This is a genomic window from Desulfoscipio geothermicus DSM 3669 (genome assembly GCF_900115975.1).
GTDB classification, from domain to species: domain Bacteria; phylum Bacillota; class Desulfotomaculia; order Desulfotomaculales; family Desulfallaceae; genus Desulfoscipio; species Desulfoscipio geothermicus.
Genome location: NZ_FOYM01000032.1, coordinates 1 through 26787, shown reverse-complemented (window position 1 = coordinate 26787; position 26787 = coordinate 1). Strand labels below are relative to the sequence as shown.

The window sequence follows — 26787 nt, the reverse complement described above, 5'->3', positions numbered from 1 at the left end:
CCACGAAGAGGTGAGCCTGTGCTGATCGAAAATATTGTTCATGATCTTAATGAACAGGACCTTGGTGACCTGGAGCGTGATTATATAGCCATCGAATGGTATGAAGTTGAAAAGAAAGTGCTGCATAAAGTAAGTCGCAATGGCTTGGGTATAGGGATTCGTAATCATGAAGGGCGCCCTTTACGTGACGGTGCTATTTTATGGCATGACGCCCACAGGGCTTTGATTGTAGAAATCTTGCCTTGTGATTGTATAGCACTTAAACCGAACACCATGAGCGAAATGGCAAAAGCCTGTTATGAGATTGGCAACAGGCATGCTCCCTTATTTATGGAAGACGGAGAATTGCTCACGCCCTTTGACGCACCACTTTTTAATGTGCTTGAGAAATATGGTTTTGCGGTATATAGGAAAACTGCTAAATTAAAAACACCTTTAGGTGGTTATAAACATGAGCACTCACATGGACACTTACATGGGCACTCCTAAAGCCGCAGAAGTTAAGACCTATCCTCTTTTTTGCTTGCTCCAAATAAGTGACCCTTTGTTACCCATCGGCGGGTTTACCCAGTCATTTGGTTTAGAGACTTATGTTCAAAAAGGCATTGTCCATGATGCTGGTTCAGCCAAGAAGTATCTGGAGAGTTATCTCCTGAACAATTTTCTCTATAATGATTTACTGGCGGTTAAACTTGCCTGGGAATATACCGGTGACGCCAATTTGGATGGGATAGGGAATTTGGAAGATATTATTAGTGCGGCCAAAGCCCCGAGGGAACTTAGAACGGCCAGTATGAAATTAGGAACGCGGTTTTCGATCATTGTAGAATCAGTGTTAAAGGATCATTCTTTTTTTATTTCATATCTACAAAGGGTAAAAAGTGGTCAAGGTGCCGGGCATTACAGCGTAATCTACGGCTTGGCTACCAAACTGTTAAATATAGATAAAACCCTTGCTTTATCGGCAGTGACCTATAGCGCAGCTTCTCAAATTGTTAATAACTGTGCCAAGCTGGTACCAATAAGTCAAAAAGACGGGCAGAAGATCTTGTTTGGTGCCCAGGCAATATTTCAACAGATAATCGATAAAGTGGAGACGCTAAACGAGAGCAACCTGGGGATTTGCTTTGTTGGCTTTGATTTGAGGTCCATGCAGCATGAAAGATTGTATACAAGATTGTATATATCGTAATATTTTGGAGGTAATTTATATGGCATTTGTCAAGATCGGTATCGGTGGACCGGTTGGTTCCGGCAAAACTGCGTTAATTGAGCGCTTGACAAGGTTGTTAGCACCTAACTACAGTATAGGCGTGATTACAAATGATATCTACACCAAGGAAGATGCCGAATTTTTAGTGCAAAACAGCGTGCTTCCACCGGAGAGAATCATCGGCGTTGAAACCGGTGGTTGTCCACATACGGCGATTCGTGAAGACGCTTCCATGAATCTGGAAGCGGTTGATGAGTTAATTAATAGTTTTCCGGATATACAAATCCTATTTATCGAAAGTGGCGGCGACAACTTGTCGGCCACATTCAGCCCTGATCTGGCTGATGCAGCAATTTATGTCATTGATGTTGCCGAAGGGGATAAAATACCACGCAAAGGTGGACCGGGAATTACCCGATCCGATTTGCTGGTTATTAATAAAATAGATTTAGCCCCTTATGTTGGAGCAAGTCTTGAAGTTATGGAAAGGGATGCGAAAAAGATGCGAGGTGAAAAACCTTTCATTTTCACCAACCTTAATACTAATGAAGGTCTTGATGATGTGATCAAATGGATCAAACAAAGCGTACTTTTGGAAGGCCTATGATTATGATTAATAAATTTGGACAAGACAGTGAATTGTACATTAAAGCTAAAAATATAAATGGCAGGACTTGTTTAGAGGATTATTATTTTACTGCTCCATACAAAATAGCGAAACCTTTTTGGGATGAAAAAAAAGGTTTAATGAATATTATCATTATGAGTGCTTCTGCCGGCATTATGGAAGGAGATTATTATCGAACAAGGCTTGAGTTAGGTGCTGGTGCGAGGGTTGCTCTGCATGGCCAGACTTATACCAAGATCCATCGTATGCAAGAAGGTCAGGCAAGTCAGTTCAATCAGTTTTTTATAGCAAAGGGCGCCTTTTTGGACTATGCACCAAAACCCACCATTCCTTATGCCGGTTCAAGTTTTCAATCTGTTTCGGAATGTTTTTTGCAAAGTGGTTCAGCATTTCTGTATTCAGATGTCTTCGCTTGCGGGAGGGTAAAGAGAGGAGAACGCTTTGCATTTAGAGAGTACAAAAACTGTAACAAGGTTTATTATCAAGGCGATTTGATTTTTCTTGATCATCAAGTACTTATGCCCAGTTGTCAGAATCTTGAAGGAATCGGTTGTTTTGAGGGTTATACACATCAAGCAACATTAGCATTTTTTTATGATAATTTTGATGAGCAATTGCTTGAACGGTTATATGATATTTTAAAAAAGACTTGTGATATTGAGTTTGGTTTGACCGAAACAAAAAGGTTTGGATTAATTGTTCGAATTTTGGGAAGCAGCGCTGACTATCTTTTTAAAGTTCTTTTTGACCTTAAGCAAGAGATTTATGAATGTGTTTAACCTAGTTTATAACTCAGGTAAATAAAAAGTCTCTCGCTTTTTCGAGAGACTGTAACTGTTTTTTATTGTTTAGGAAAGAATATCAAAAAAGGGACTGGCTCCGATTCGTTTTGTGAATCGGTGCCAGTCCCCCTTTTTGCTTTTTTATAAAAGGTTGACGGCGTTACCGTACTTGTTATGGAAACGCATGCTTTCAAAAATGGCGATGTCATTTTGGGTGACGTTTTTTCCGAAACGGGCCAGCAGCACATTGGCCGGGTGTTCAATAATATCAGGGTCGTCTGTGGGCACACGCTGCAATCCCACGGTGCCGAAAAGGTTTGTCAAAACTCGCTGGTAAGCCCAGATGTCCAGTTTGGTGTTGCGGGTGTCCCAGTGCCAGCACATTTCCATGGTAATAACTATATAGTTATCCATTACCGGGTTGGTGAAACTTACTTTTAAAATGTTTTCGGCAATTCCGCAGCGCCGCCAATCGGCGCTTATTTCAATGCCGCCCAATTCCAGCACCCGGGGATGTTTAATCCAGCGTGAACTTTCATCCGGCAGGTGGAATGTAACGTAACCGACGATTTCCTTTTCGTGTCTGGCTATATAGATCATGCCATGAGGCATGTTGGTGATCATCATCAGCGCGCCTTTTTGCTTTTCCGGCGGTCTGAAGTTGGTTAATTTTTCGTTCATGGTCAATTCCGCCAGGTGTGCATCGGAACAGGGACCTTCTATATATACTGTGCCTTTGGGAGTTTCATGGACCATCCGGTTTATCATGCCATCACCTCAATATATAACCGTTCGGTCTTGTTTATCGACTGTTTAAGCTATTATAACTGCAGTTCAGAGCGGTTTTCAATAGATGGAAATTAAGTGTTTATATTAAAAATTTTCAGTTATGTTTTGCATTATAGGCTGGTCCTAAACCCAGTATTCATAAAACCGCAGTTTCAATTCTTTCAAACTTATCCGGCGGGTGGAAATTTCGTTTAATATTATGGCGGCGGTGTCCAGGGCATAAATACTTAACCCGATGCTGCGGGGGTCCACTTCATTTAAATCCAGTTCATGACCGCCCCGGCCGGCTGAGCGGATTCTGCCCCACAGGCTGGGCAGTATGACCCCTATATACGGCCTGTCCACCGGGACAATGATGACTTCGTAAACCTTTTTGCGTATCCCCTCAAATTCAAACTCCTTTTTCATCACCGGGTCTACCTTTGACTCGTAGTTTTCCCAGTCGATAATATCATCATAAATTAACAGGCCGATACCGAAATGTCTGGTCATGCCAATCATAGTAAATCCCCTTTTCATCTTTGATTTTTTGTATTTTAGCATGCAATTGCCGTGGTTGCCAGTTAAAAAAAACTAAATTTTGTCCGCCGGGCGACAATCTATTGTCAGGTGCAGGACATGCTGCAGCGGTAATTAATGTTAACATGTACTTAACATAAAGGTAATACATTAAAATGGGAGTTGATGGGCCATATTATGGGGAAGAGTATCCGGTTTAAAATAATTACTGCCGTATTTATTATTGTGTCCGCCAGTTTGTTGTTAATAATATACCAGGGCTATAAAAACATGGTGGAACTGGTGCTGGAGCAGGAGGAGGAAAAATATGATTTAATTGCCCGGCGGGTCAACAGCGACCTGGAGGGTATATTCGCCCGCACTGCGCTGGGCCTGGTCGGGGTGGCGCAAAACCCGGCCATACAGGAGGCTTTTGCCCGGCGGGACCGGGAGCAGCTTATTGTCTTAACAGAGCCCATATTCAAGGAAGTTCATCAAAAAGGTATAGAGCAATTCCAATTTCACCTGGCCCCGGCGACTTCTTTTTTACGCCTGCACAAGCCGGACAAATATGGTGATGATTTGTCTTCGTTTCGCAACACAGTGCTGCAATGCAACAGCAGCCTTAAAACAGTGCAGGGTCTGGAGGAAGGTCGGGGCGGATTCGGTTTTCGGGTAGTAATGCCGGTGTTCTACCAGGACAGTCACGTGGGCAGTGTGGAGTACGGCATGGGCTTTAATGCCTCCCTGTTGAAAAAATGGCAGAGCCAGACCGGGGGGGATTATTACATATATTGCAAAGGCAACGCCGGGGTTTCCTGGGAAAAGAGCCAGGATGGTTTGCTGGCCGCTACGAATTCTAAAGATTCTTATAAGTTAAAGCCCGCAGTGATTGACGATATATTAAGTTCCGGGAAGGCCCAAACGGCATATCTTAACGGAAATAAAACGGCCGCCATAATTATTCCCTTGCATGACTACAGCGGCAAGGTTATCGGTTACCTTAAGGTGTTGCGTGACCGGGCGGAAGTGCTGGGCAGAATTAACGGCATCATGCAAAGAGCGGCGATAACCGCCATACTGGTTCTTATCGTTATCAGCGGGTTATTATACATAGTAATTAATATACTATTCCGACCTTTTAATACTTTTAGCCTGGCCATTCAAAGGATGGGACAGGGCGAACTGGGGGTTTGTTTTAACGAAGACAGCGGAGATGAGTTTGCCAAGCTGGGCCGGTACTTGAACCGTGCCACTGAAAATTTGCGGGATATTTTTCAAACCGTTACATATAAAATGAAAACGTTGGCAGAATCAGGGCAGCAGCTTAATAAAATTACTGAAGACAGCAGCGCGGGATTGCAGGAATCCGCTGCCGCGGCGACTGACCTGGCAGGTTCTTCGGTTGGCCTGGAAGAAAGCGCTCGAAAGATGCTTGACCGGGCGGACGAAACCATGGAGGCGGCCCGGTCGGGTTCGAGCGTCGTGGAACAGGCGGTGGGGCAAATTACGGCTGTTGAAGATCATATGCTGGTATTGGGAAAGGTGGTCAAAGAACTGGCCGACCGCTCAAGAAACATTTCCAATATCACCGGTTTAATAGATAGTTTGGCGGAACAAACCAATTTATTGGCCCTTAATGCAGCCATTGAGGCGGCCCGGGCGGGAGAAAAAGGCCACGGGTTTGCCGTGGTGGCCGGTGAAGTTAGAAAACTGGCGGGACAGTCTGCATCGGCAGCCCGGCAGATCGCCGGAGAGCTTGAGGAGATGCAGCAACAGGTTGTTCAAGTGGTGCGGGGGATGGAGCAAAGTGTGCATGATGTTAAATCGGGTGCTCATTTAGTTGTACAGAGCAATGAAGCTTTTAATGAGATAATGGAGGCCGTTAAGGCCATCAACCAAGAGATCGACCTGGTGGTGCGGCAAATTGAACGGATTGGAGCGACCAGCCAGCAAGTGTCGGCACTGGTAGAGGAACAAACCGCAATTTCAGAAGAGGTGCATGGGATGGCGGAAACGCTGTCAGGCATAGCTGATGAGATAAATGTAAAGCTGCAGAATTTCAAATACGACAGGAACGATTGTGCGACATGATGGGCAAGGACAGGGCGGAAGTGACAATCTTACCAAAAAGCCCGTAAAGCCCCGGCTTTTAAGCCTGGGGATATAGGGCGCACCGGGCGTAGCCCGGTTTTTCTTTAGTTCGCCCGGCATTATCCTGGAAAAAGCAGGTAAACTTAAACAAGTGGGAACACAAGGGCGAGCCTATGTGGTGCCAGGTGGCAGATGAGCCCGTAGTGTGTGCGTGACAGCGTGGCTGTCAGGTGGGTTCAAGTTACACTGAGTCACGGACTAGGGGACTTATATCCAAACCTGGGGGTAAATGCCTCAGGAGCCGGGTATCAACCCGGAGGGTAGGGCGCTCACCGCGAGGTGAGGTCTGAAGGGCTTGCGGAAAAGTACCAGGCTGTCAGATGTTGCACTGGCAAGAGAGATGCTTTTCGGTTATTGGAAAAGGAAACAAGGAAAGAGTGATATTCATCGGTGCCCGGGCAGCCCGCGCGCTTAAAAAATACCTTGACAGTCGTAAAGATACTGAAAAGGCTCTTTTTGTGACGGAGAGGAGTAAACCCAGGCGATTATCACAACGATCAATACATTTGATATTTAAAAAAATCAGCATTTTATTAACTAGCTACCATGGCTAGTGTTTTTTGTTTAGGGGTTGTTTTAACGAAGTCAAGATAAGAGGAATAAGGCCGGAAGTTGCAGTCTACGGAGATAAAACGCAGGATTGAAAAATATCAATCCTGCGCAGCCTGTCTATTATGTGTAGCATCTTAAACTATCGGGCAGTAAAATGTGGAGTACTCCAACATTTAAAGTTGTCTGAGATAATTAAAAGTTGATATACTTTCTAATAAATATATAATAATTAATTTTTGAGTAAGGTTAGGTGATAAAATGAACATTTTAAAACGCATTACCATTGACCCGGAAGTCTGTCATGGTAAAGCTTGCATTGCCGGAACCAGAATACCCGTTTCTGTTATCCTTGATAATCTGGCTGATGGGCTAAATCGAGAAGAGATTTTGAAGAGCTACCCCTCTTTAACCCCGGCCGACATTGATGCCGCGCTAGCTTATGCTGCGTTAATAGCCAAAGAACGCCATATAGTAATTTAGGTGAAATCCTTATGAGAATAAAAATTGATGAAAATATGCCTGTAGATGTGATTGATGTTTTTGAAAATACGGGTCATGAAGCACATTCTGTTTATTCTGAAGGTATTGAAGGGTGCTCGGACAGGCAATTAATTGCAATATGCAAAAAGGAACAACGGGTTTTAATTACGCTGGATAATGATTTTTCAAATATTTTTGCCTATCCACCCGAAAAATTTAAGGGCATAATTGTTTTAAGGGTTGAAAATCAAAGTAAAAGAGCTGTTATAACTTTAGTTAATAAATTATTACCCGTTCTTGCCTCCAGTGAAGAAAAGATTTGTGGTAACTTATGGATCGTGGAAGAAAACAGGATTAGAATTAGGGGAATAGGTTCTTAAGATTTGCTGATAGACGATCATAGGGCATTTAGGTATGATAAGTATTTTGATCACGACGTGCTTTCCTTCTAAAACTAACGGGTGAGCGATAGTTCTATAGCAATTTTCAATCCACACCATCCCTGTACGGAGAGCGGCCCTGGTTGCTTACCCAACTAACGGGAGTATAGGGTGGTTATACCAAACAGGGAAAGAGGAATTGAGGAGATCCTTTTTGTGTTTTTTTTTTGCCATACAGGGCATAGCGTTTGGCAGGAAATGAGCGGTGATTTAAGTAAGAGGGATTAATTTCTTCGTTTCACAGGAATTATTTTATGTCTTTTACAAGACAGGACAGAAGAGGGGTAGGGGATAGTTCGGTGGATAGGGAGTAATGTTTTTTTTGTAAAAAGCCGCTTTTTAGCATCTGCAATACGGTAGCATTAGAATTATATGCGCGGTTTTTTTTAAACAGCTTGTTTTTTCTTTGGATTACCCCCCAAATCTAACCCTGTGACTAAGATGGTTATTTTGGCCAGATTATAGCAGGATATAGTAGACGGATGACAAAATATTACTATATAATGATGTAAGGGGGCATGACATGATACCGTCTTATTCTGCGCCGGATCTGCAATCATTCCCTTTAACCATGATAGTAGGCCACATTTTAGACCCGGACGGCAAGGACCTGCTAAAAAAAATATCCGGCGAGATATTACACCGGATTACCCAGCCTATTATTGTGGTGGACCAGCAAGGCCAGGTGGTGACAACCAATAAGGCTTTTGATGAACTGTGCTGCGCTGGCGCTGTACCAACAAAAAACAACGTTTGTTTTAATGAAATGGATTTTAAAGATGAGGAAGTTACTAAAATTCTAGATTTTGGCATCCCCATCATGAATTGCCGGGACAACATGCTCATTGACGAACATACCAACATACCCGTTAACGTACATATTTATCCCATTTTTAGCGGCAATAAGGTACGGTCGGGGGCTGTTTGTCTGGTCCACGATATTACCCGTGAGGTTAGCTATAACAAACTGCTAAAACAATCGGAGATCATCTTAAATACTATCAACACCGGCGTCATTGCAGTGGACAATAGCTTGAAGATTACTATGTTCAACAAATATGCCGAAAAAAGTTTCAGTTTCAGTCAGCGACAGGTGATTGGTCAGCCCTTTGGTGATTTCATCGGGCAATTTATCGAGGACAAAGAGCAAGTATTGAACGCTTTAACCAAGCAAAAGGAAATCCGGGACCGTGAGCTGGTATTTTACATAAACAATAATAAGCATCATTATATTTGCGACACCTACCTGCTAAAAAATGATGTGGATGAATCGGACGGAACGATTATTTTTCTTAAAAATATCACCAAGATTAAAGAAATTGAATTACAGCTGGCCAGAAGTGAAAAGCTTTCCATAATTGGTGAGCTAGCGGCCGGCACGGCCCACGAAATCAGGAACCCCCTAACCACCGTGCGAGGATTTGTGCAGGTGATTCATCAAAAACTTCGGCAAATGGGGATTAACGAGTTTGACGACCAAGTGAACCTAATGTTGGCGGAAATCGATCGGGTTAATCAAATCATTACCGATTTCTTAAACCTGGCTAAACCCAAGCAAACACAAATCCAGCTACTAGATATCAACAGCCTGTTAAACGAAGTGATGTTTCTAATGGAAAACGAGGCTCTGCGCCAAAACATCAAAATTAACAAAGTACTGGCCCCCTCCCTGCCGTCCGTTGTCGGGGACAAGGACCAGCTGAGCCAGGTGTTTTTAAACATCATCAGCAACGCTTTTCAGGCAATGGGTGAAAAAGGTGTTCTAACCATCAAATCGACGGCGTCGGATGATCAATCCATGGTAATCATTGATTTAATTGATAACGGCGTGGGTATTCCGAAGGGCCTGCTGGATAAAGTATTTGACCCTTTTGTCAGCACCAAAGAAGATGGTACGGGCCTGGGATTGGCTATTTCCAACCGTATTATCGCTGATCACCGGGGAGAGATTAAAGTGACCAGCCTACCCGGGGCAGGGACCACATTTTCGGTAATTTTGCCAGCAGGCGAAATTTAACTGCGGTATTGCTTTCGGGTTAAGTTAATGCATAGTACAAAGAAATGTACAACAAAAATGCCCGTTCCCTTTGGGGCTATGATTAACGGGCTTAGTTTTGATCTTTTCTGCATTTTTTTATGTATATGGTAATACTTGTTGGCGGTATAATTTGGAAAAAAAACTGGATTTTGGACCTTCGCAAATGAAATTATGCCTGATCATGTACATCTGCTGGTAACAATATATTGGGCTTCCATAAAGAAAACCGTACTAAAACATCTGCAAAAGAAAGGGGTGAACAGCCTGGTTTCCTGGCACGTTTAACCGGAAAAAACTGTTAGGTATAGGGTAATCCTATTCTCATAAGTTTGCGGTATGGCAGCAGTACCGCTGTGAAAGGCTGCTGTCATAAGTTGGCTACCGAGGCAAGGGTAACACCCTTTCCGGGCAGAACGGTTGCCGCAAAGCTACCGGCGGTGATCCAAAAAGGTGAACCACCCGGAACATAGGCGAGAGTCTATGGCCTGGCAGTTGAATCCTGTGACACTGCCGCCCATTTGTCGAAAGGGTGAAAAACATGCGCTATATTTTAAGTAAGTATGCGTAAGTTTTAGAAATCAGGAAAAACAATGGCCCCGCTGTTAATTTGCGACAACCGGGCGGAAGTAGAGAGGGAACGATTTGTGCCGGGGACGCCGGAATTCCGGCGCGCTTCCCTGGCGCTGTTTATCGCTTCTTTTTTGACTTTCGCCAATATTTACATAACTCAGCCTTTATTGCCTTTATTAGTTGATGAATTTGACATTACCCCGGCCGTATCCAGCTTGACGGTATCGCTGACCATCTTTGCCCTGGGCTTTGCCCTGCTCATTTTCGGACCGGTATCTGATGCCGTGGGCCGTCGCCCGGTAATGTTTTGGACCATGGCCCTGGCTGTCCTGCCGGCGCTGCTGGCGCCGCTGGTTAGTTCCATAAACCAATTGCTGCTAATACGCATTGCTCAGGGCCTACTCCTGGCCGGGCTGCCATCTGTGGCCATGGCTTACCTGGGGGAGGAGTTTTCCCCCCGGGCGCTGGGGTTGGCGGTGGGGTTATACATAAGCGGTAACTCCATCGGCGGCATGAGCGGGCGAGTGATCAGCGGCATGGTGGCCGAGGCCTACTCCTGGCGGGCCTCTTTTCTGGTAATGGGTATAATCGGATTGGTGGGGGTAATTTTATTCTACCTTTTGCTGCCTCCGTCCGCTCACTTTAAGCCCGCTCCGGCGGGATTGCGCAAAGGGTTGCAGGATATCGGGGAGCACTTGCGTAACGGGTCCCTGCTCAAAGCTTACAGTATAGCGTTTGTTATCATGTTTTCTTTTGTGGGGATTTTTAATTATATTACATTTCGCCTTAGCGGGCCCCCTTACAACCTGTCGCCGGCGGCGGTGGGCTGGCTTTTTCTTACATACTCGGCCGGTACGATCAGCTCCACCGTATCGGGGCGGTTTATTGACTTGGCCGGCAACCGGGTTGCCGTGATACTTGGCGTGCTGATCGCCCTGGGCGGTGTACTGATTACGCTGTTGCCGGCTTTGTGGGCAATAGTTCTGGGACTGCTGTTTTTTTGTTTCGGTTTTTTTGCCGTCCATGCCGCGGCCAGCGCCTGGGCGAATCGTCAGGCCCGGCGGGCCAGGGCCAGCGCTATGGGCCTGTACCTGCTGTTTTATTATGTGGGTGGAAGTTTCGGCAGCACCGGGCTGGGTTTTTTATGGCACGCCCGGGGGTGGCCGGGAGTGACGGCAGGGATCATATTCATGCTGGCGCTGGGGCTGCTGCTTGGTTTGACCCTGCGCGACAAAGATTAGCCAAAATGCTCCGGGTCTAACCGGCGGCGGTTATGGTACAATAGATTTTATGCGGGACCGGTGCTCCGATACTTCACTTGCGAGGAATAACCGACCCCGTTAGAACGCGATTTTCGGGGGTGAACCAAATAACCAACCGACGACTGACCATCGACGACCGGCGACCAATACAAGGCCGGCATACCGAGTTTACTGGGGAGCAGAAGTTCAGGTTTTTATGCCACGAAAAACTGGCTTGTTTTAACCGGTGCTGCCGGGATATCAATATTTTTCTTTCCCCCTATGATGTGCTGCGCATGAGCAGGAAACTGGGACTACAAACCGGCGACTTCTTGGACCGGTATACCACCAGGCTGTTGCCGGGGGGGGCAGGCTTCCCCGTGGTGCTTATTAAAATGCGGGAGGATGCCGACCTGGGGTGCCCCTTTGTTACCGAGGGGGGCTGTTCAATATACGATGAGCGGCCCTGGTCCTGCCGGATGGCTCCTGTTGAAATCAGGGGCGAGAATAAATACGGCTTTGCCTTTGACAGCAACCACTGCCGCGGCTTGCTGGAAGACAGGGAATGGACCGTGGCTGAGTGGATGAAAAACCAGGGCATTGAGGGGTATGCCAAACTGGAGAAGGGATTTGCCCCAATTCAAACGCGGCTCAGGTTTACCGGGTTGTCCAGCTTGGATGAGCATATCCGGGAGATGTTTTTCATGGTGTGTTACGATCTGGACAGGTTTCGCCGTTATGTTTTTGAAAGCAGTTTTTTGCGGACATTCGCAGTGTCCGACGAAACCGCCGGGAGCATCAAGCATGATGACTTGGCCCTCTTGCAGTATGGTTTTAAATGGCTGGCCGGCGATTTTGACCTGCGCAAGTCCATGACTGTTAGGGATGAGGTGTTTAACAAATAAAAAAGGTTTTTCGTTCGGCGTGTCCGCAGGATTGTTATGCTTCCTGCGGCCTGCTTATTTACACGGAAAACGGCCGGGTCACGGACATCAAGGACGATCCCGGGCACCCGCTTACCCGGGGCAAGGTATGCGGCAAGGCCCGCAAGCACCTGGAGCGGATGTACAGTTCCCGGCGTATCTTGCACCCGCTGTTGCGTGAGGGCAGTGGGTGGCGACGTATCGGCTGGGAAGAAGCGCTGGATCATTGGGCCACTAAGCTGACGGAAATTAAAGAGCACTATGGCACCACCGCCGTGTTGCACCACGATGCCAGCGGCTCCAACGGGCTTTTGCGGGGGCTGGGCAGCCGTTTTTTCAATGTGTACGGCGGTGTTACCGTGCCCGGGGGCAGCCTGTGCCGGGGCAGCGGCCTGGCGGCCCAAGAACTGGATTTCGGCGGGCATCAGGCCCATGAGTGGGACGACCTGGCCAATTCCCGCACCGTGCTGCTCTGGGGCGCGACCCGGCCCGCACCAACCCGCATCTGCTGGAGTACTTGCGCAAGGCCGCGGCAAACGGGGCGGAGGTGATTTCCATCAACCCCGTGCGGGTGCAAACCGGGGTGCCCGAAACGCGGCACTTCCGCCCGCTGCCGGGTTTACCGATAGGATTTATTATGAATTTAAAGATATGATTATTTTGCGGTTGTCAGTAGTCAAATTTGATATGGAAAGCATGGGAAAGTTTTTTGTAATGTCCCAGGCCAACGGGTGCTGGTATGAAATGTAGTCCAGCACTTGTTGGTCCAAGGTGTTCTGACCTACGGTTATGCTGGTCGGTTGGAAAATAATATTTTTACCGCCTGGTGCCACCCGGAAGTTACCGGATACAGTGAATTGCATTCCCCGGGGTGCAGTAACGCCGTGGAGGGTGATTTCGCCGGGCATAACATGTTGTTCACTCCAGTGCGGTGTTTTCTTGATGCAAGTATTCTTTATTACCCGCGGTTATCCTTTTTATAAGCCTGGCCGCGGGGGCTACGGGGCACCCAAAAACACCTGTTGGCTGAAGGTGTTTTTAGGGTGGGCGCCCAATAGTGGAACAAATTTTTTTACTGACGTTTTTTACTTTAACTTATGTTACAATTGTTTTAAAATAATTGTTTTATGTATTCTTTTATTAAAGGGGTGGTTCTTTTGACCGGAAAGACAGGAGCAGTTGAAGTAAGGGGATTTTCCTTTATTAAGGAAATATTTGACAGCCGGGGTTGGCCTTTTCCCATGTCGGTGCCCCTGGAAAGGGAATGCACCGCGGAAGAACTGGCGCGGCAGCTGGAACTGCCTCTGGAAAAATTAGAGGCGGTTTTTATCAACGGTGTAGCCGGCCCGCTAAAAAACCGTTCTATACGCCCCGGTGACCGGGTAGCCTTTGTGCCCCCTGGAACCCCCGGACCATACCGGGTTATTCTTGGTTTGGTTAATCCGCACAAGGAAAACGAGACCAAATAATAAAGGCATACATGTCAACTAATTGTTCAAGCTCACTGACCTTTTCATCTAGAGAGGATATCAGATTATGTCCGTATTGGAGTTTTGCCGGGGCATGGTTTTCCGGGCGACCGGACGTATTTATGTACCGCCCGAAATAAAGCGGGCACCGGAAAAGAAAATATTGCATATCAGCGATACGCCCACCGAATTTTACCCGGCAGTTAAAGACTTGATTACGGAACTAAAGCCGCAGGTTTTGATTCATACCGGTGACCTGGCTGATGATATTAAACTGGAACTGGATCCTGGTAAATCAACGGTCTACCGGCGGGCTGCGGCGTCGCTGATCGCATTGCTTGAAGAATCGTGCGCCGGTAAAATATATATAACGCCCGGCAACCATGATATGGCTTCTGTAATTGATGAATACAGCAGGCACGCCCGGTTGGTGGGCGAAGGAGAAATCATTTCCGTTGGTGATATGTCTTTGGGACTGGCCCACCGGGTAAAAAAATTGCCGGTGGGCACTGACTTTAACTTGTATGGGCATAATTTCCACCCCGGCCCGCGGGATGACAGGTATCGTTACCTGAACGGTCTTAATGAAGTAAACATTATTTTTTATCCCTCGCGCCGGGTTTACAAGTTGCCGTACCCCTGGTCAATTAACGCACACCGGAAGATGGATGCTTATTATGGTTTGCCCGGATCCATTTAACTTACTAAAAAGGGGAGTTGTTTGCCAATGATTTTTGTGCGTACCGGCCCGCGATTTCTCTTTTTACGAACAAACCGGGATGAAGAACTGCGTAATGGGCTGATAACGGCATTGGGTGGAAAGGAAATTGATTTTACCGGGGCTCTGGAAATTTCCGGTGAGTCGGATACCATCATCTTTATCATGTCCTCAGAGGAGGAAAACGTGGTTCACAGCCGGGCCCGGGTGGTGTTTCTGCGCCTGGGTTCTTCGGTAGCCCTGACGGAAATCATCAACCACGGTCTGGTGTCGCTGGTATCCCGGGCCGCGCTGGGGCCGGGACTATTGGTGCAGCGTTTGCCGGACGGCGGGTCCGGTATCATTGATATCATCAGGCAGGATTACCGTGCGCAGCCCCTGGAATTTACCGAAGCTGTAAGCCAAGGGGGGCCGGGCGATACGGTAATTATTTTTACCCGGCGTCCTCTAAGAAGATCGGTGCGGGTGGCCGACCTAATGGAACCGGCCTTACTGGTAAACAAATCAGTCCCCAGTGTTTACCGGGAATTGCGGCGGGAAGCGGTGCGTTATTTCACCGAGGCCATGGAAAACAGCCGGTGGTATGACGTGCGCATCAATATCTATGATGCCGATGAGCATTATAAAACTCACTCCCAGCGGCTGGCGCTGGTTCTGGGGGACCTGGAGGCCGGTTTTATCCTGGGCGAAGCCTGGACCAGGGACCATGCCCTGGCATTGCTTTCGGTAGCCGCTTACCAGGTACGGTTGTTTACCATGATGGAACCCCTGGAAATAAAAAAAATACTGGTTAGTCTGGAATATAACGCTGCGGGTAAAAGGTTCGTGGATATGGACTTGTATCACCGGCGGCAAAAAATAAGCTGGTCGGATGTGGCCAGGAGACTGGGGCCGGAAAAAAAATCCGGGCGGTTTTACCGCGAGGAACTGTACGCCAGGCTCAGTCCGGATACGTTGGAAAGGCTGCTGGAACTGGAACGGTCCATAGAATGCGCGGATTGATTGTAGTCGGAAAGGACAGGAGTTCCTTTCTTTTTTTATGTCTGAATCTTTACTCGCATGTTGCATCATATGCCAAAACAGGTTATCTTTTAGTATAGCAATATGTATTTTCAAACAGAACGCCCGGGCAAATGACCGGAGTTATATTTAGCGGTATGATTGTTTATTTTGCCATGCCAAGGAAAAAATTAAGAGGGAGATGTTAAACAATGAGTAAAAGCATGGAAGAAATCAAGGCTGCGGTACAAAACGCCGCCACCGGCGGAAAGCTGAGCTGTACCCGCGCCAGACAACTGGCTGAGGAACTGGGAGTGCCGCCCCGGGAGATCGGCCGGGCGGCGGACGAGTTGAAGATAAAAATATTTGCCTGCGAACTGGGCTGTTTTTAGGGGGTAAAAAAATGGCCGAACTATTTCAGGCCCGAACTGTCAGGGAGGCCCGGGAACTGCTGGGCGTGCATATCAAAACAGGCCGCCGGGCGGAAAGGGTGCCGCTTCTGGAGGCGCTGGGCCGGCGACTGGCGGAGGACGTTGCGGCCGTGGACGACGTGCCCGGGTTTGACCGTTCCACCATGGACGGGTTTGCGGTGCGGGCCAGGGATACCTTCGGGGCCTCGGAAAGCCTGCCTGCTTACCTTGACATAACCGGAGAGGTGCTTATGGGCTGTGAGGCCGCCGGCGACCTGGAGGTGGGGCAGGCCTGGCGCATTCCCACCGGGGGCATGCTACCCCCCGGAGCTGATGCGGTGGTGATGATTGAATATACGGAAGAACTGGACGACCGGACCATCGGGGTGACCAAACCGGTGGCGCCGGGCGACCATGTGGTGCGCGCCGGGGAGGATATAGCCGCGGGCAGTAAGGTACTGCCTGCGGGGCATGTACTGCGTCCCCAGGACCTGGGGGTGCTTTCGGCGGTGGGATTATCCGAAGTATCGGTGGCCCGCCCGCTGCGGGTGGGCATAATTTCCACCGGGGACGAAGTGGTTGAACCCCATGAGCGACCCGGGCCGGGGCAGGTACGGGACATCAATTCTTATGCCCTGTACGGCCAGGCGGTCCGCGCCGGGGCGCAGGCCCGGATATGCGGTATTGTGCGGGACAATTTTGACCTGTTGCTGGAAAGGCTGCAGCAGGCGGTGGCGGAGTGCGACCTGGTACTGTTGTCGGGCGGCAGTTCAGTGGGAACACGGGACGTGGCCGCCAAGGTGCTGGATACCCTGGGATCGCCGGGCGTATTGTTTCACGGCATCTCCATCAAGCCCGGCAAGCCAACTGTGGGGGCGGTGGTGGACGGCAAGCCGGTATTCGGGTTACCGGGCCATCCCGTATCGGCCATGGTGGTCTTTAATCTGCTGGTGACTCCGCTGTTAAAGTACGGCGCTTACGTGGACGACCCCCTGGAATTTCCCGTGCGGGCCCGCTTGAAGCGTAATATGCGCTCGGCTGCCGGGCGGGAAGATTATATTCGGGTTAGGCTGAACCGCGAGGGCGGTGAAATTACAGCCGATCCCGTGCTGGGCAAATCGGGTTTGATCAGCACCATGGTACAGGCCGGCGGGCTGGCCCGCATACCGGCGGACAAGGAGGGCGTTGAGGCGGGGGAGTATGTTGAGGTAAAGTTGTTCTGAGGTTTGGGAAATCGGTTTATACAAAAATATGCAATTACCCTAAATTCTGACTTCTGTATTCTGACTCCTGAATTCTATAAAAAAACGGAGTGAAATTTATGAAACGTGATGTTTACCTGGAAGATAAGCCCTTGGAGGAAGCCCTGGCGGAATATATGAGCCACCTGGACCAAGTGGGGGCGCTGCAGCCGGGGGAGAGTGAAGTAATACCGGTGGAGGATGCGGCGGGCCGGGTTACGGCGGCGCCGGTTTATGCCCGGTCATCTTCGCCCCACTACCATGCCGCGGCGATGGACGGGGTGGCGGTGCGGGCTGCGGATACGTTCGGCGCCTCGGATGCCACCCCCAAAAGACTCGCTGTGGGCGAACGCGCCGTTGTGGTGGATACCGGGGACCCGTTGCCACCGGAATGTGACGCCGTTATCATGATTGAGGATGTGCACTTTTTAGATGATATAACATTTGAAATAACCGCCGGTGCCGTGCCCTGGCAGCATATGCGGGTCATCGGGGAAGATGTGGTGGCTACGGAAATGATCGTTCCCGCCAACCACCTCCTGCGCCCCGTGGACCTGGGGGGTATACTGGCCGGCGGCGTGACCGAAATCGCCGTGCACCCCAGGCCGCGGGTGGCGCTGTTGCCCACCGGAACCGAGCTGGTGCAACCCGGTGCTGAACTGAAACCGGGGGACATTATTGAATATAATACTCGGGTGTTGGGCGCCATGGTGAGCCAGTGGGGCGGTTCACCCCGGCGACGGGAAATCACGGCCGATGATTACGGTGCTCTGAAGGCGCGGCTGCAGGAGGCCGTGTCCGAAAGTGACGTGGTGTTGATCAACGCCGGTTCTTCGGCGGGACGGGAGGACTTTACCGCGTCCCTGATCGGCGAACTGGGCCGGGTACTCACTCACGGCGTGGCCATCAAGCCCGGCAAGCCCGTGGTGCTGGGGGAAGTGGCGGGCAAACCGGTGGTGGGAGTGCCCGGTTATCCCGTTTCCGCAGTGCTGGCCGCCGAGTTGTTTGTCAAACCCATTATTTACAGGAAGTTGGGCACGGTGCCGCCGGTGCCGGAAAAGGCCGAGGTTATAGTGTCCCGCAAAATTGTATCGCCCATGGGCACGGAAGAATTTGTACGGGTCAAGCTGGGACAAGTGGGTGACAAAATCATAGCCACTCCCATATCCCGGGGCGCCGGGGTGATTATGTCCATGGTGCGGGCCGACGGCATACTGCGGGTGCCCAGGCTTTCCGAGGGTTATAACGCGGGGCAGACTGTGCCGGTGGAGTTGATGCGCTCGCTGGAAGAAGTGCGGGAAACCACGGTGATTATCGGTAGTCATGACATTACCCTGGATGTGCTGGCCAATCACCTGCGCAAAAAACATCCTTACGCCACCCTTTCCTCGGCCCACGTCGGCAGTCTGGGGGGGTTGAGCGCCCTGAAAAGGGGAGAAGCTCACTGCGCCGGTACGCACCTTTTGGACGAGGAAACCGGAGATTATAACGTGTCTTACATTAAAAGGCTGCTGGCCGACCGGCCGGTGGTTGTGGTTAACCTGGTTTACCGGGAGCAGGGGCTGATCGTGGCGCCGGGTAATCCCCACGGCATTCGCGGGGTGGAAGACCTGGCGACGCCAGGACTGGGCTACATCAACCGGCAGCGGGGCGCCGGCACGCGTATTTTGTTTGACTTTAAGTTGAAGCAGCAGGGGATCAGTCCCGATGACATTCGGGGTTACGAACGGGAGGAATACACCCATATGGCGGTGGCGGCGGCGGTGGCCTCGGGTTCCGCGGACGCCGGGATGGGCATCCGGGCCGCGGCCTTGGCCCTGGGCCTGGATTTTGTGCCCGTGGTGGAGGAACGTTACGACCTTTGCATCCCGGTGGAATATTACGATACGCCGTATATCCAACGGCTGCTGGAGGTCATGGCCGAACCAGCCTTTCGGGAGGAAGTGCGGGCTCTGGGCGGTTATGACCTGCGGGACTGCGGCAAAATAATGTACGACAGCCGGGGATAACAAGCGAATCGCAACATTTCAACACTCGGCACCATCGGTGCTACCGGTGATGCGCTCACCCCGGGTATAGATGTTCATGCGGTCGCCCCTGGCAAACCCCACCACGGTGATATTCAACTGGTCGGCGAGTTCCAGGGCCAAATCGGTGGGGGCGGAGCGGGAAATGACCACCGAAATACCCAGGCGGGCCGTTTTAAGCAGTATTTCCGAGGATACCCGCCCGGAAAAAAGGAGCACTTTGTTCCGGGCGGGCATTTTTTGCAGCAAACACCACCCGCTGATTTTATCCAATGTATTATGGCGGCCGACATCTTCAAAAAAACAAAGAATGTTTTCACCGTCGCTGAGGGCCGCGCCGTGTGCACCGCCGGTGGTTGTAAACAGTGCGGCCCGGCGTTCCACGTCGCTGCGCAGGGCGACAATGGCGGCGGTGGAAATGGTTAAACCGCCTGACACCGGTTCGATGTCGGCGTCATTGACGAAATAAAAGGATGCCCGGCCCCGACCGCAGCAGGACGCCACGTGTCTTTTTAAAAAGTTATGCTCAGCTTGTACCGGGCGGCGGGTTTCCACCCAGGCCAGCCCGTCTTTCTCGTTGATGAAAAATTCGGTTACGTCGCTTGCGGCGGTGATAATGCCTTCCGCATACAGGAAGCCGTAACAAAGTTCTTGCAGGTGGGTGGGTGAGCAAACCAGGGTGACCAGTTCAGTGTTGTTGAGATGGATGGTGACGGCCGTTTCCCGAACCACCAAGTCTTTCTTTCGGGTACGGGTGGAACCGGTTATTTTTTCTATGTATATTTCTTTTCTGTCGGTCATTTGAATCCTCCGGTTTTTTCTAAACGATACTGGTTTTTTTAAAGATATTGTACCGGAGTTTGGAAGCATGGCGCAAGGGATGTTGAAATAATGGGAGGCGATATAACATTGTTTAAGGTAGCAGTTGTAACCATGAGCGACAAAGGGGCCCGGGGGGAGCGAGAGGACCGCAGCGCGGGTGTGATTAAAGAAATGGTGGCAAAACTGAATTGGGCGGTGGTGGATTACCGGGTTATCCCCGATGATTACGACCTGATCAAGGAAACGTTGATCGATCTGGTTGATCATGGTAAAAATGATCTCATTCTGACCACCGGAGGTACGGGCCTCGGTCCGCGGGACAATACCCCCGAGGCCACGCTGGCGGTGATTCAGCGGGAAGTGCCGGGTCTGGCCGAGGCCATGCGCATAGAAAGCTTGAAAAAAACTAACCGGGCCATGCTTTCCCGGGCGGTGGCGGGGGTTAGAAACAGGTCCCTGATTGTCAATCTGCCCGGCAGTCCCAAGGGGGTGCGCGAGTGCCTGGATGTGATTTTGCCGGCGCTGCCCCATGGGCTGGAAATACTTACGGGCCGGGCCGGGGAGTGCGGCGCGGAATAGAATTTTTTTTGGAAATGACTGTATAAAGAGGATAACACTGTGGCAAAATATTCTATGAAAAAAAATAACGGCGGTATTGTGACCCAATAAGAAAAATATAGAAGGAGAAATCAAAAGCAATTTTAAACAAGTTCACTTTAATTAAGAGAAATTTAGTTAATTTCTCCTGAAAAAATGCTTGCTTTTGGTTTGCTTGTTCTATATTATATTACCTGTGGGTATTAGCACTCAATCTAAATGAGTGCTAACAAATAAAACCGCTCAACATTTTACCAAATATCAAAGGAGGGGTTTTTGTGATTAGACCTTTAAGCGATCGGGTAGTTGTTAAGCCTCTGCCCAGCGAAGAAGTAACTAAAAGCGGTATCGTTCTGCCGGATACGGCCAAGGAAAAGCCGCAGCAAGGCGAAGTTGTGGCGGTAGGGTCGGGCAAACTGCTGGAAAACGGTCAGCGGGTGCCCATCGACCTGAAAGCGGGAGATAAAGTGCTATTTTCCAAGTATGCCGGCAATGAAGTGAAAATTGACGATGTAGAATACCTGATTCTGCGTGAAATGGATATTCTCGGCGTGATTGAGTAATTTCAGGATAATTATCTGAAATCAATCATATCTAAATAAAGGGAGGTAAGTTATAAGTGGCAGGTAAAGACATTATTTTCCGTGAAGATGCCCGCAAGAAGCTGGAAAAGGGTGTAAACGCCCTGGCTGAAGCGGTTAAGGTTACTCTGGGCCCCAAGGGCCGTAACGTGGTACTGGAGAAAAAGTTCGGTTCCCCGATGATTACCAACGACGGCGTAACCATCGCCCGGGAAATCGAGTTGGAAGACCCGTTTGAAAACATGGGCGCCCAACTGGTCAAAGAAGTGGCCACCAAAACCAACGACGTGGCCGGTGACGGCACCACCACCGCCACCGTACTGGCTCAGGCCATGGTACGGGAAGGTCTGAAAAACGTGGCGGCCGGCGCCAACCCCATGATCTTGAAGCGCGGCATCGAAAGGGCCGTGGAGAAAGCTGTCGATGCCATCAAAGGCAGCGCCAAAACGGTGGAAAGCAAGGACGCCATTGCCCAGGTTGCATCCATCTCGGCCAATGACAGTTCCATCGGCAGCCTGATTGCCGACGCCATGGAGAAAGTCGGTAAAGACGGGGTTATCACCGTTGAGGAATCCAAGGGTATCGGCACCACTTTGGAAGTGGTGGAAGGGATGAACTTTGACCGGGGTTACATATCTCCGTACATGATCACTGATAGTGATAAAATGGAAGCCAACCTGGACGAGCCTTATATTTTGATCACTGACCGTAAGGTTTCCGCTGTGGCGGACATTTTGCCGGTGCTGGAAAATGTGGTCCAGTCCGGTAAAGCGTTGTTGCTCATTGCCGAGGATGTGGAGGGCGAAGCCCTGGCCACCCTGGTGCTGAACAAACTGCGCGGCACATTTACCTGCGTGGCCGTGAAGGCGCCCGGCTTCGGCGACCGCCGCAAGGCTATGCTGCAGGACATCGCCATCCTCACCGGCGGCACCGTGATTTCCGAGGAAGTGGGCCTGAAGCTCGACAAGGTTGACATGTCCATGCTGGGCCGGGCTTCCAAGGTGCGGGTCAAGAAAGAAGAAACCATTATCGTGGGCGGCGCCGGCAGCACCGACGACATCACCGCCCGGGTGCAGCAAATCAAGAAACAAATCGAAGAAACCACTTCCGACTTTGACCGTGAGAAGCTGCAGGAGCGTTTGGCCAAGCTGGCCGGCGGCGTGGCGGTGATCCAGGTTGGCGCGGCCACTGAAACTGAAATGAAGGAGAAGAAGCTGCGCATTGAGGACGCCCTGAACGCCACCCGCGCGGCGGTGGAAGAAGGCATCGTTTCCGGCGGCGGCGTGGCCTATGTGCAGGCCATCGGTGCTTTGAACGACCTCACTCCCGAAAATATGGATGAAAAAGTAGGCGTGGACATTGTCCGCCGGGCCCTGGAAGAACCCTTGCGGCAGATTGCCGGCAACGCCGGAGTGGAAGGTTCCGTGGTGGTGGAGAAGGTCAAGACCGTGGATCCGGGCGTCGGCTTCAACGCCCTGACCGGCGAATATGTGAACATGATTGAATCCGGTATCGTGGACCCGGCCAAGGTAACCCGCTCCGCGCTGCAGAACGCGGCCAGCATTTCGGCCATGATTCTCACCACCGAAACTCTGGTGGCTGACAAGCCGGAAGAAGACAAAGGAGGCGGCGGCATGCCGGGCGGCATGGGCGGCGGAATGCCTCCGATGATGTAAATAAAATAAACGATTATTGCCAAGATCCCGCCAATTGTGCGGGGTCTTGTTTTTTAAGAAGGAATGTTAGTTCACGGTGTTAAAATACCATTGAAAGGTGACAATATTTATAGAAACTTAAATTTATTGTATGGAAGTGATCAGATGCCTGTTTATGATGATTTAAAACAATTGATCGGCAATACGCCATTGTACGAACTTAAAAAATTCGGCACGGGTTTGCCGGGCCGTATACTGGCCAAGCTGGAATTTTTCAACCCCGGCGGCAGCATCAAGGACCGTATCGCCCTGGCCATGCTTGAAGCAGCCGAACAAAACGGTGTGCTGCGCCCGGGGAGCGTGGTCATCGAACCCACCAGCGGCAATACCGGTATTGGGCTGGCCATGGTTTGCGCTTCCCGGGGATACCGGTGTATTTTAACCATGCCCGAAACCATGAGCGTGGAAAGGCGAAACCTGCTCCGGGTCCTGGGGGCTGAAGTGGTCCTTACCCCCGGCGGCGAGGGGATGCCCGGCGCCATTCGCCGGGCGGAAGAACTGGCACTGGAAATACCGGGGGCCGTCATTCCCGCCCAGTTTGCCAATCCGGCCAACCCCGCCGCGCACCGGGCCGCCACGGCGGAGGAAATTTGGCGGGATACCGCCGGGCAGGTAGATATCCTGGTGGCCGGGGTGGGCACCGGGGGCACTGTCACCGGCATTGGTGAAGTATTCAAGGAAAGAAAGCCCGGCCTGCGGGTGGTGGCGGTGGAACCCGCCGAATCGCCCGTTTTATCGGGAGGTAAACCCGGGCCGCATAAAATCCAGGGCATTGGTGCCGGTTTCGTACCCGAAGTGTTAAACACAAATGTATTGGATGAAATAATGCGGGTCACCGGCGTTCAGGCCATGACTGCCGCCAGGCGGCTGGCGCGGGAAGAGGGTCTGCTGGTGGGCATTTCCTCGGGGGCGGCGGCTCACGCGGCTCTGGAACTTGCCGGGCGGGAGGAAAATCGCGGCCGTACGGTGGTGGCCATATTCCCGGATACAGGGGAACGCTACCTGTCCACGGAACTGTTCCAGTTTAAAACGCCGGAAGAATAGCTTACTGTAGAGGATGAAAACAACCGGCTGTGCGAAAAATTATGCAGGTATAATAACAGCCTGTAGCGAATTAATTGCATAACAAGGAAGTGAAATGAAGATGCCACAGCCGGTTATCAACCCGTATCTGGCGGTAATACTGGGTGTATTTGCCGCAGCCTTTTCGTCCATATTTACCAAGGCGGCCGAGGCGCCGCCGTTAATTATTGCCCTGTACAGGCTGGGATTTACCGTGTTGCTGCTGGCTCCGGTGACACTGGCCACCGGCTGGCGTGAACTGCGCGCCATGGGGTGGCGGGATGTGGTTCTGGCCTGCGGGGCGGTTAAAAAACAAGCTCATGTGGGGGAAATATAATGCGGGTCTGGACAATGCGCACGCCTGCCGGGTGGGTGGGTGCCGCCCGTACCGGAAACGGCCTGGCGGCGCTTACTTTACCGGTGCCGAGCGCGGAAGAAAGTATAAAGCATCTTTCCGGGCTGGGGGTGGCGGGTGGTTATGTAATGGCGCCGCCCGGGGCGGGGGATGAACTCGCCGGGCTGGAAGAGGCATTGAACAGGTATTATAACGGGGAACGCACCGAGTTTGAATTCCCCGTGGACTGGTCTGTTTATTCATCTTTTCAGCAAAAAGTGCTGCGGGTGGTGCATGGCATAGGGTATGGCTCGCTTTTGTCCTACGGGCAGGTGGCCGCCCTGGCCGGTTATCCCCGGGCGGCCAGGGCGGTGGGTGGGGCGCTGGGGTCCAACCGCATGCTGCTGGTTATACCCTGCCACCGGGTAATTCGCGGCGACGGCAGCCTGGGCGGGTTCGGCGGGCGCCCCGAGTGGAAGCGCCGCCTGCTGGCCACCGAAGGGCTGGTACCGGGGCCGGATGGCCGGTATCCTTTGTGTGAAATATAAATTTGGTAATAAATGGATAATATGTTCATTAGATACTACGCAAGAGGTATGAATATCTTATGTCCAAAAGCCCGTTCAATAAACAGACGGTACTCCAGGGTGCCATTACCCTGACTATTGCCTGGTTGTTTATAAGGATTCTGGGGGCTGTTTACAGGATACCCCTGGGCCGTATGCTGGGTGACGAGGGATTGGGTATTTATGCCGTGCCCAACCAGTTTTACCTGCTTTTTTTTACCCTTACGTCGGCGGGGATACCGGTGGCCGTGGCCAGCATAATATCGGAAAAAATGGCCGTTGGGCATTACCGGGATGCCCTGCGCACCTTTCGGGTGGCCCGGGGCGTCATGTTCCTGGTGGGGCTGGCGTTTTCCATACTGCTGTTTGCCGGCGCCGGGTGGTTGATTGAAAGCGGACTGGTGCCCAGCCCCGACGCATACCTGGGCATGCGGGCCATCGCCCCGGTGATTTTTTTCGCCGCAGTCACCGCCGCTTACCGGGGGCTTTTTCAGGGCATGCAAAATATGCGGGTAGTGGCCTATTCACAGGTAGCCGACCAGGTAATGCTGGTAACCGCCACCCTGCTGTTCAGTTACCTGCTCTTGCCGCACGGTCCGGCCATTGCCGCCGCCGGGGCGAATTTGGGCGCCGTGCCCGGCGCGGTGGGGGCCACGCTGATGCTGGTTTACCTTTATCGCAGGCAGCGGCGGGATATAGTGGCCATGGCCAGGGAGGATACGTCCGGGATCAGGGAGGGTACGTTTTCTCTGCTAAAGCGAATTTTCAGCACGGCGCTGCCGGTATCCTTCGCCGGCGTGGCCATGTCCATTACCGGTATTATTGACCACAAGCTCATTGTTGACCGCTTGCAGTTGGTGGGTTACAGCCATCAGCAGGCCATTGCCCAGTTCGGGCAATTCAACCAGATGGCCATGTCTTTCATCAATATATCCACAGCCCTGGCCGTGTCCTTGGGGGCCAGTCTGGTGCCCGCGGTGGCGGAATCGTTTGCTTTGAAAAACCTGGACCGCATCAGATATCAATTGCTGCAGGCCCTGCGGCTGGTTATCATTTTTTCCCTGCCCGCTGCGGCGGGACTGTACATACTGGCCCCTCAATTAACTTTGCTGCTTTTTGCCGAGGAATCCGCCGGGGTGCCCCTGGCTGCTTTATCCGCCGTAGCGGTTTTCTGGTCCGTCCACCTGGTTACTTCCGGTGCGCTTCAGGGTATGGGCCGGGCCGTCGTGCCGGTGCGCAACCTGGTAATCGGCATTTTGGTCAAGCTGCTTATTACCTATTACCTTACACCCACACCCCTGGGTATCCGGGCCGCGGCAATGGGTACCGTTATAATTTTTGCATTGTCTTCGTCCCTTAACCTGGTTTCCATAGCACGTCTGGTGGATTTTAAATTCAATATACAGGAAATGTTTTGGCGGCCGGGTCTGGCCACGCTGGTTATGTCCGCCGGTGTGCTGTTGGTTTACCGGGCGGCGGCGGGGCAAATCGGGGGCAATAACTGGCCCACTCTGATCGCCGTGGTGTCCGGTGCACTTGTTTATCCCCTGGTGCTGGTTGTACTGGGCGGCTTAAAGGCTGAGGATATGCGGCGTTTGCCCGGTATAGGCGCGCGGCTGGCCGCGTTACTGGATAAGATAGGCTCGAGATAAATTATACAATTTTTACATTAACAATAATCATCGTTTCGGTAAACCATTCCATAAATAATTGACGAAATACCGGTCATAATATAATTACGGGTCGCAATGGTCGAGCGGATTGTTGCGGGCCCATGACATAAAGGGGCCTCTTTCCGTAAGGGAAGGGGCTTCTTTGCTGCGCTGGCAGTGCTTTCATCTTGACAATTAAGCATAACAAGAGTAATATTAAGATTGTATGTGAATATTATGCCGGCGTAGCTCAGTGGTAGAGCAGCGCACTCGTAATGCGCAGGCC

29 protein-coding genes and 1 pseudogene are annotated in these 26787 nt (G+C 50.9%); 26 read left to right on the top strand and 4 right to left on the bottom strand.

The window, feature by feature from the left end; genetic code table 11:
* The first annotated feature begins 18 nt into the window (after positions 1-18).
* The 4 genes from BM299_RS15840 to BM299_RS15825 are packed head-to-tail and all read left to right on the top strand — an operon-like array spanning position 19 to position 2620.
* Complete coding sequence (locus tag BM299_RS15840) at positions 19-489, top strand: urease accessory protein UreE (protein WP_092486619.1); 471 nt, start codon at positions 19-21, stop codon at positions 487-489.
* Entirely contained in the window at positions 452-1192 is a 741-nt protein-coding gene (locus BM299_RS15835) for an urease accessory protein UreF (protein WP_245779824.1), read from the top strand. The genes BM299_RS15840 and BM299_RS15835 overlap by 38 nt, the downstream gene beginning before the upstream one ends.
* 19 nt (positions 1193-1211) lie before the next feature.
* Complete coding sequence (gene ureG, locus BM299_RS15830; RefSeq protein WP_092486617.1) at positions 1212-1820, top strand: urease accessory protein UreG; 609 nt, start codon at positions 1212-1214, stop codon at positions 1818-1820.
* Positions 1821-1822: 2 nt separating this feature from the next.
* Positions 1823-2620, top strand: coding sequence for an urease accessory protein UreD (locus BM299_RS15825; protein ID WP_092486614.1), 798 nt, complete (start codon positions 1823-1825; stop codon positions 2618-2620).
* Between the two features lie 144 nt (positions 2621-2764).
* Here BM299_RS15825 and BM299_RS15820 read toward each other — a convergent pair whose 3' ends face one another.
* Together BM299_RS15820 and BM299_RS15815 are read right to left on the bottom strand one after the other, a co-directional pair.
* Positions 2765-3391, bottom strand: a complete 627-nt coding sequence (locus BM299_RS15820) for a GNAT family N-acetyltransferase (protein WP_092486611.1) — start codon at positions 3389-3391, stop codon at positions 2765-2767.
* 144 nt (positions 3392-3535) lie between these two features.
* Positions 3536-3913: a hypothetical protein gene (locus BM299_RS15815; protein WP_092486608.1), complete on the bottom strand. Its 378-nt coding sequence runs from the start codon at positions 3911-3913 to the stop codon at positions 3536-3538.
* Between the two features lie 195 nt (positions 3914-4108).
* Between BM299_RS15815 and BM299_RS15810 the strand changes: the two genes are divergently transcribed.
* The 9 genes and pseudogenes from BM299_RS15810 (at position 4109) to BM299_RS15775 (ending at position 12859) form a co-directional block, all read left to right on the top strand.
* Positions 4109-6004, top strand: a complete 1896-nt coding sequence (locus tag BM299_RS15810; RefSeq protein ID WP_165608378.1) for a methyl-accepting chemotaxis protein — start codon at positions 4109-4111, stop codon at positions 6002-6004.
* Positions 6005-6384: 380 nt separating this feature from the next.
* Positions 6385-6618 carry a tyrosine-type recombinase/integrase gene (locus tag BM299_RS20335; RefSeq protein ID WP_092486602.1) on the top strand — a complete coding sequence of 78 codons (234 nt, stop codon included), beginning with the start codon at positions 6385-6387 and terminating at the stop codon, positions 6616-6618.
* A 256-nt stretch (positions 6619-6874) separates the two neighbouring features.
* Entirely contained in the window at positions 6875-7096 is a 222-nt protein-coding gene (locus BM299_RS15800; protein WP_092486599.1) for a DUF433 domain-containing protein, read from the top strand.
* Positions 7097-7107: 11 nt separating this feature from the next.
* Positions 7108-7476, top strand: a complete 369-nt coding sequence (locus tag BM299_RS15795; RefSeq protein ID WP_092486596.1) for a DUF5615 family PIN-like protein — start codon at positions 7108-7110, stop codon at positions 7474-7476.
* A 583-nt stretch (positions 7477-8059) separates the two neighbouring features.
* A complete protein-coding gene (locus tag BM299_RS15790; RefSeq protein WP_092486593.1) occupies positions 8060-9553 on the top strand; it encodes an ATP-binding protein in 1494 nt (497 codons plus the stop codon).
* Between the two features lie 611 nt (positions 9554-10164).
* Positions 10165-11385, top strand: a complete 1221-nt coding sequence (locus BM299_RS15785) for an MFS transporter (protein WP_092486590.1) — start codon at positions 10165-10167, stop codon at positions 11383-11385.
* 119 nt (positions 11386-11504) lie between these two features.
* Positions 11505-12290, top strand: coding sequence for a YkgJ family cysteine cluster protein (locus BM299_RS15780; protein ID WP_245779823.1), 786 nt, complete (start codon positions 11505-11507; stop codon positions 12288-12290).
* Positions 12287-12445 (top strand): annotated as a pseudogene (locus BM299_RS20495) (hypothetical protein); the annotation flags it as partial. The gene BM299_RS15780 and the pseudogene BM299_RS20495, both read left to right, overlap by 4 nt.
* 3 nt (positions 12446-12448) lie before the next feature.
* A complete protein-coding gene (locus tag BM299_RS15775) occupies positions 12449-12859 on the top strand; it encodes a molybdopterin-dependent oxidoreductase (RefSeq protein WP_114340141.1) in 411 nt (136 codons plus the stop codon).
* 84 nt (positions 12860-12943) lie between these two features.
* Here the strand turns inward: BM299_RS15775 and BM299_RS15770 are convergent, their stop codons facing one another.
* Entirely contained in the window at positions 12944-13216 is a 273-nt protein-coding gene (locus tag BM299_RS15770) for a hypothetical protein (protein WP_092486584.1), read from the bottom strand.
* 249 nt (positions 13217-13465) lie between these two features.
* Between BM299_RS15770 and BM299_RS15765 the strand changes: the two genes are divergently transcribed.
* From BM299_RS15765 to BM299_RS15740, 6 genes are all read left to right on the top strand, one after another.
* Positions 13466-13777 (top strand): MoaD/ThiS family protein, encoded by a 312-nt coding sequence (locus tag BM299_RS15765; protein WP_245779822.1) that lies wholly within the window; start codon positions 13466-13468, stop codon positions 13775-13777.
* Positions 13778-13844: 67 nt separating this feature from the next.
* Positions 13845-14477, top strand: coding sequence for a metallophosphoesterase family protein (locus BM299_RS15760; RefSeq protein ID WP_092486578.1), 633 nt, complete (start codon positions 13845-13847; stop codon positions 14475-14477).
* A 27-nt stretch (positions 14478-14504) separates the two neighbouring features.
* Positions 14505-15497: a hypothetical protein gene (locus BM299_RS15755; protein ID WP_092486575.1), complete on the top strand. Its 993-nt coding sequence runs from the start codon at positions 14505-14507 to the stop codon at positions 15495-15497.
* Between the two features lie 209 nt (positions 15498-15706).
* Positions 15707-15886: a hypothetical protein gene (locus BM299_RS15750; protein WP_092486572.1), complete on the top strand. Its 180-nt coding sequence runs from the start codon at positions 15707-15709 to the stop codon at positions 15884-15886.
* Between the two features lie 11 nt (positions 15887-15897).
* Positions 15898-17127 (top strand): molybdopterin molybdotransferase MoeA, encoded by a 1230-nt coding sequence (locus BM299_RS15745; protein ID WP_092486570.1) that lies wholly within the window; start codon positions 15898-15900, stop codon positions 17125-17127.
* Between the two features lie 98 nt (positions 17128-17225).
* Positions 17226-19154, top strand: a complete 1929-nt coding sequence (locus tag BM299_RS15740) for a molybdopterin biosynthesis protein (protein ID WP_092486567.1) — start codon at positions 17226-17228, stop codon at positions 19152-19154.
* Between the two features lie 18 nt (positions 19155-19172).
* On the opposite strand, the gene fdhD is transcribed toward BM299_RS15740, so the two are convergent.
* A complete protein-coding gene (gene fdhD, locus BM299_RS15735; RefSeq protein ID WP_092486565.1) occupies positions 19173-19973 on the bottom strand; it encodes a formate dehydrogenase accessory sulfurtransferase FdhD in 801 nt (266 codons plus the stop codon).
* A 108-nt stretch (positions 19974-20081) separates the two neighbouring features.
* Here fdhD and BM299_RS15730 point away from each other — a divergent pair, with 108 nt between their 5' ends.
* The 7 genes from BM299_RS15730 (at position 20082) to BM299_RS15700 (ending at position 26501) form a co-directional block, all read left to right on the top strand.
* Complete coding sequence (locus BM299_RS15730; protein WP_092486561.1) at positions 20082-20573, top strand: MogA/MoaB family molybdenum cofactor biosynthesis protein; 492 nt, start codon at positions 20082-20084, stop codon at positions 20571-20573.
* A 296-nt stretch (positions 20574-20869) separates the two neighbouring features.
* Positions 20870-21154, top strand: a complete 285-nt coding sequence (gene groES / locus BM299_RS15725; RefSeq protein ID WP_092486558.1) for a co-chaperone GroES — start codon at positions 20870-20872, stop codon at positions 21152-21154.
* Between the two features lie 56 nt (positions 21155-21210).
* The gene (gene groL / locus BM299_RS15720; protein ID WP_092486555.1) at positions 21211-22848 is read left to right on the top strand and encodes a chaperonin GroEL; all 1638 of its coding nucleotides are present in this window, start codon (positions 21211-21213) and stop codon (positions 22846-22848) included.
* A gap of 144 nt (positions 22849-22992) precedes the next feature.
* Positions 22993-23931, top strand: coding sequence for a cysteine synthase A (gene cysK, locus BM299_RS15715; RefSeq protein ID WP_092486552.1), 939 nt, complete (start codon positions 22993-22995; stop codon positions 23929-23931).
* Between the two features lie 94 nt (positions 23932-24025).
* Positions 24026-24286 carry a hypothetical protein gene (locus BM299_RS15710; RefSeq protein WP_245779821.1) on the top strand — a complete coding sequence of 87 codons (261 nt, stop codon included), beginning with the start codon at positions 24026-24028 and terminating at the stop codon, positions 24284-24286.
* A complete protein-coding gene (locus tag BM299_RS15705) occupies positions 24286-24831 on the top strand; it encodes a methylated-DNA--[protein]-cysteine S-methyltransferase (RefSeq protein ID WP_092486549.1) in 546 nt (181 codons plus the stop codon). Before BM299_RS15710 ends, BM299_RS15705 begins: the two co-directional genes overlap by 1 nt.
* Positions 24832-24890: 59 nt before the next feature.
* Positions 24891-26501, top strand: a complete 1611-nt coding sequence (locus tag BM299_RS15700) for a putative polysaccharide biosynthesis protein (protein WP_092486546.1) — start codon at positions 24891-24893, stop codon at positions 26499-26501.
* Positions 26502-26787 lie beyond the last annotated feature (286 nt).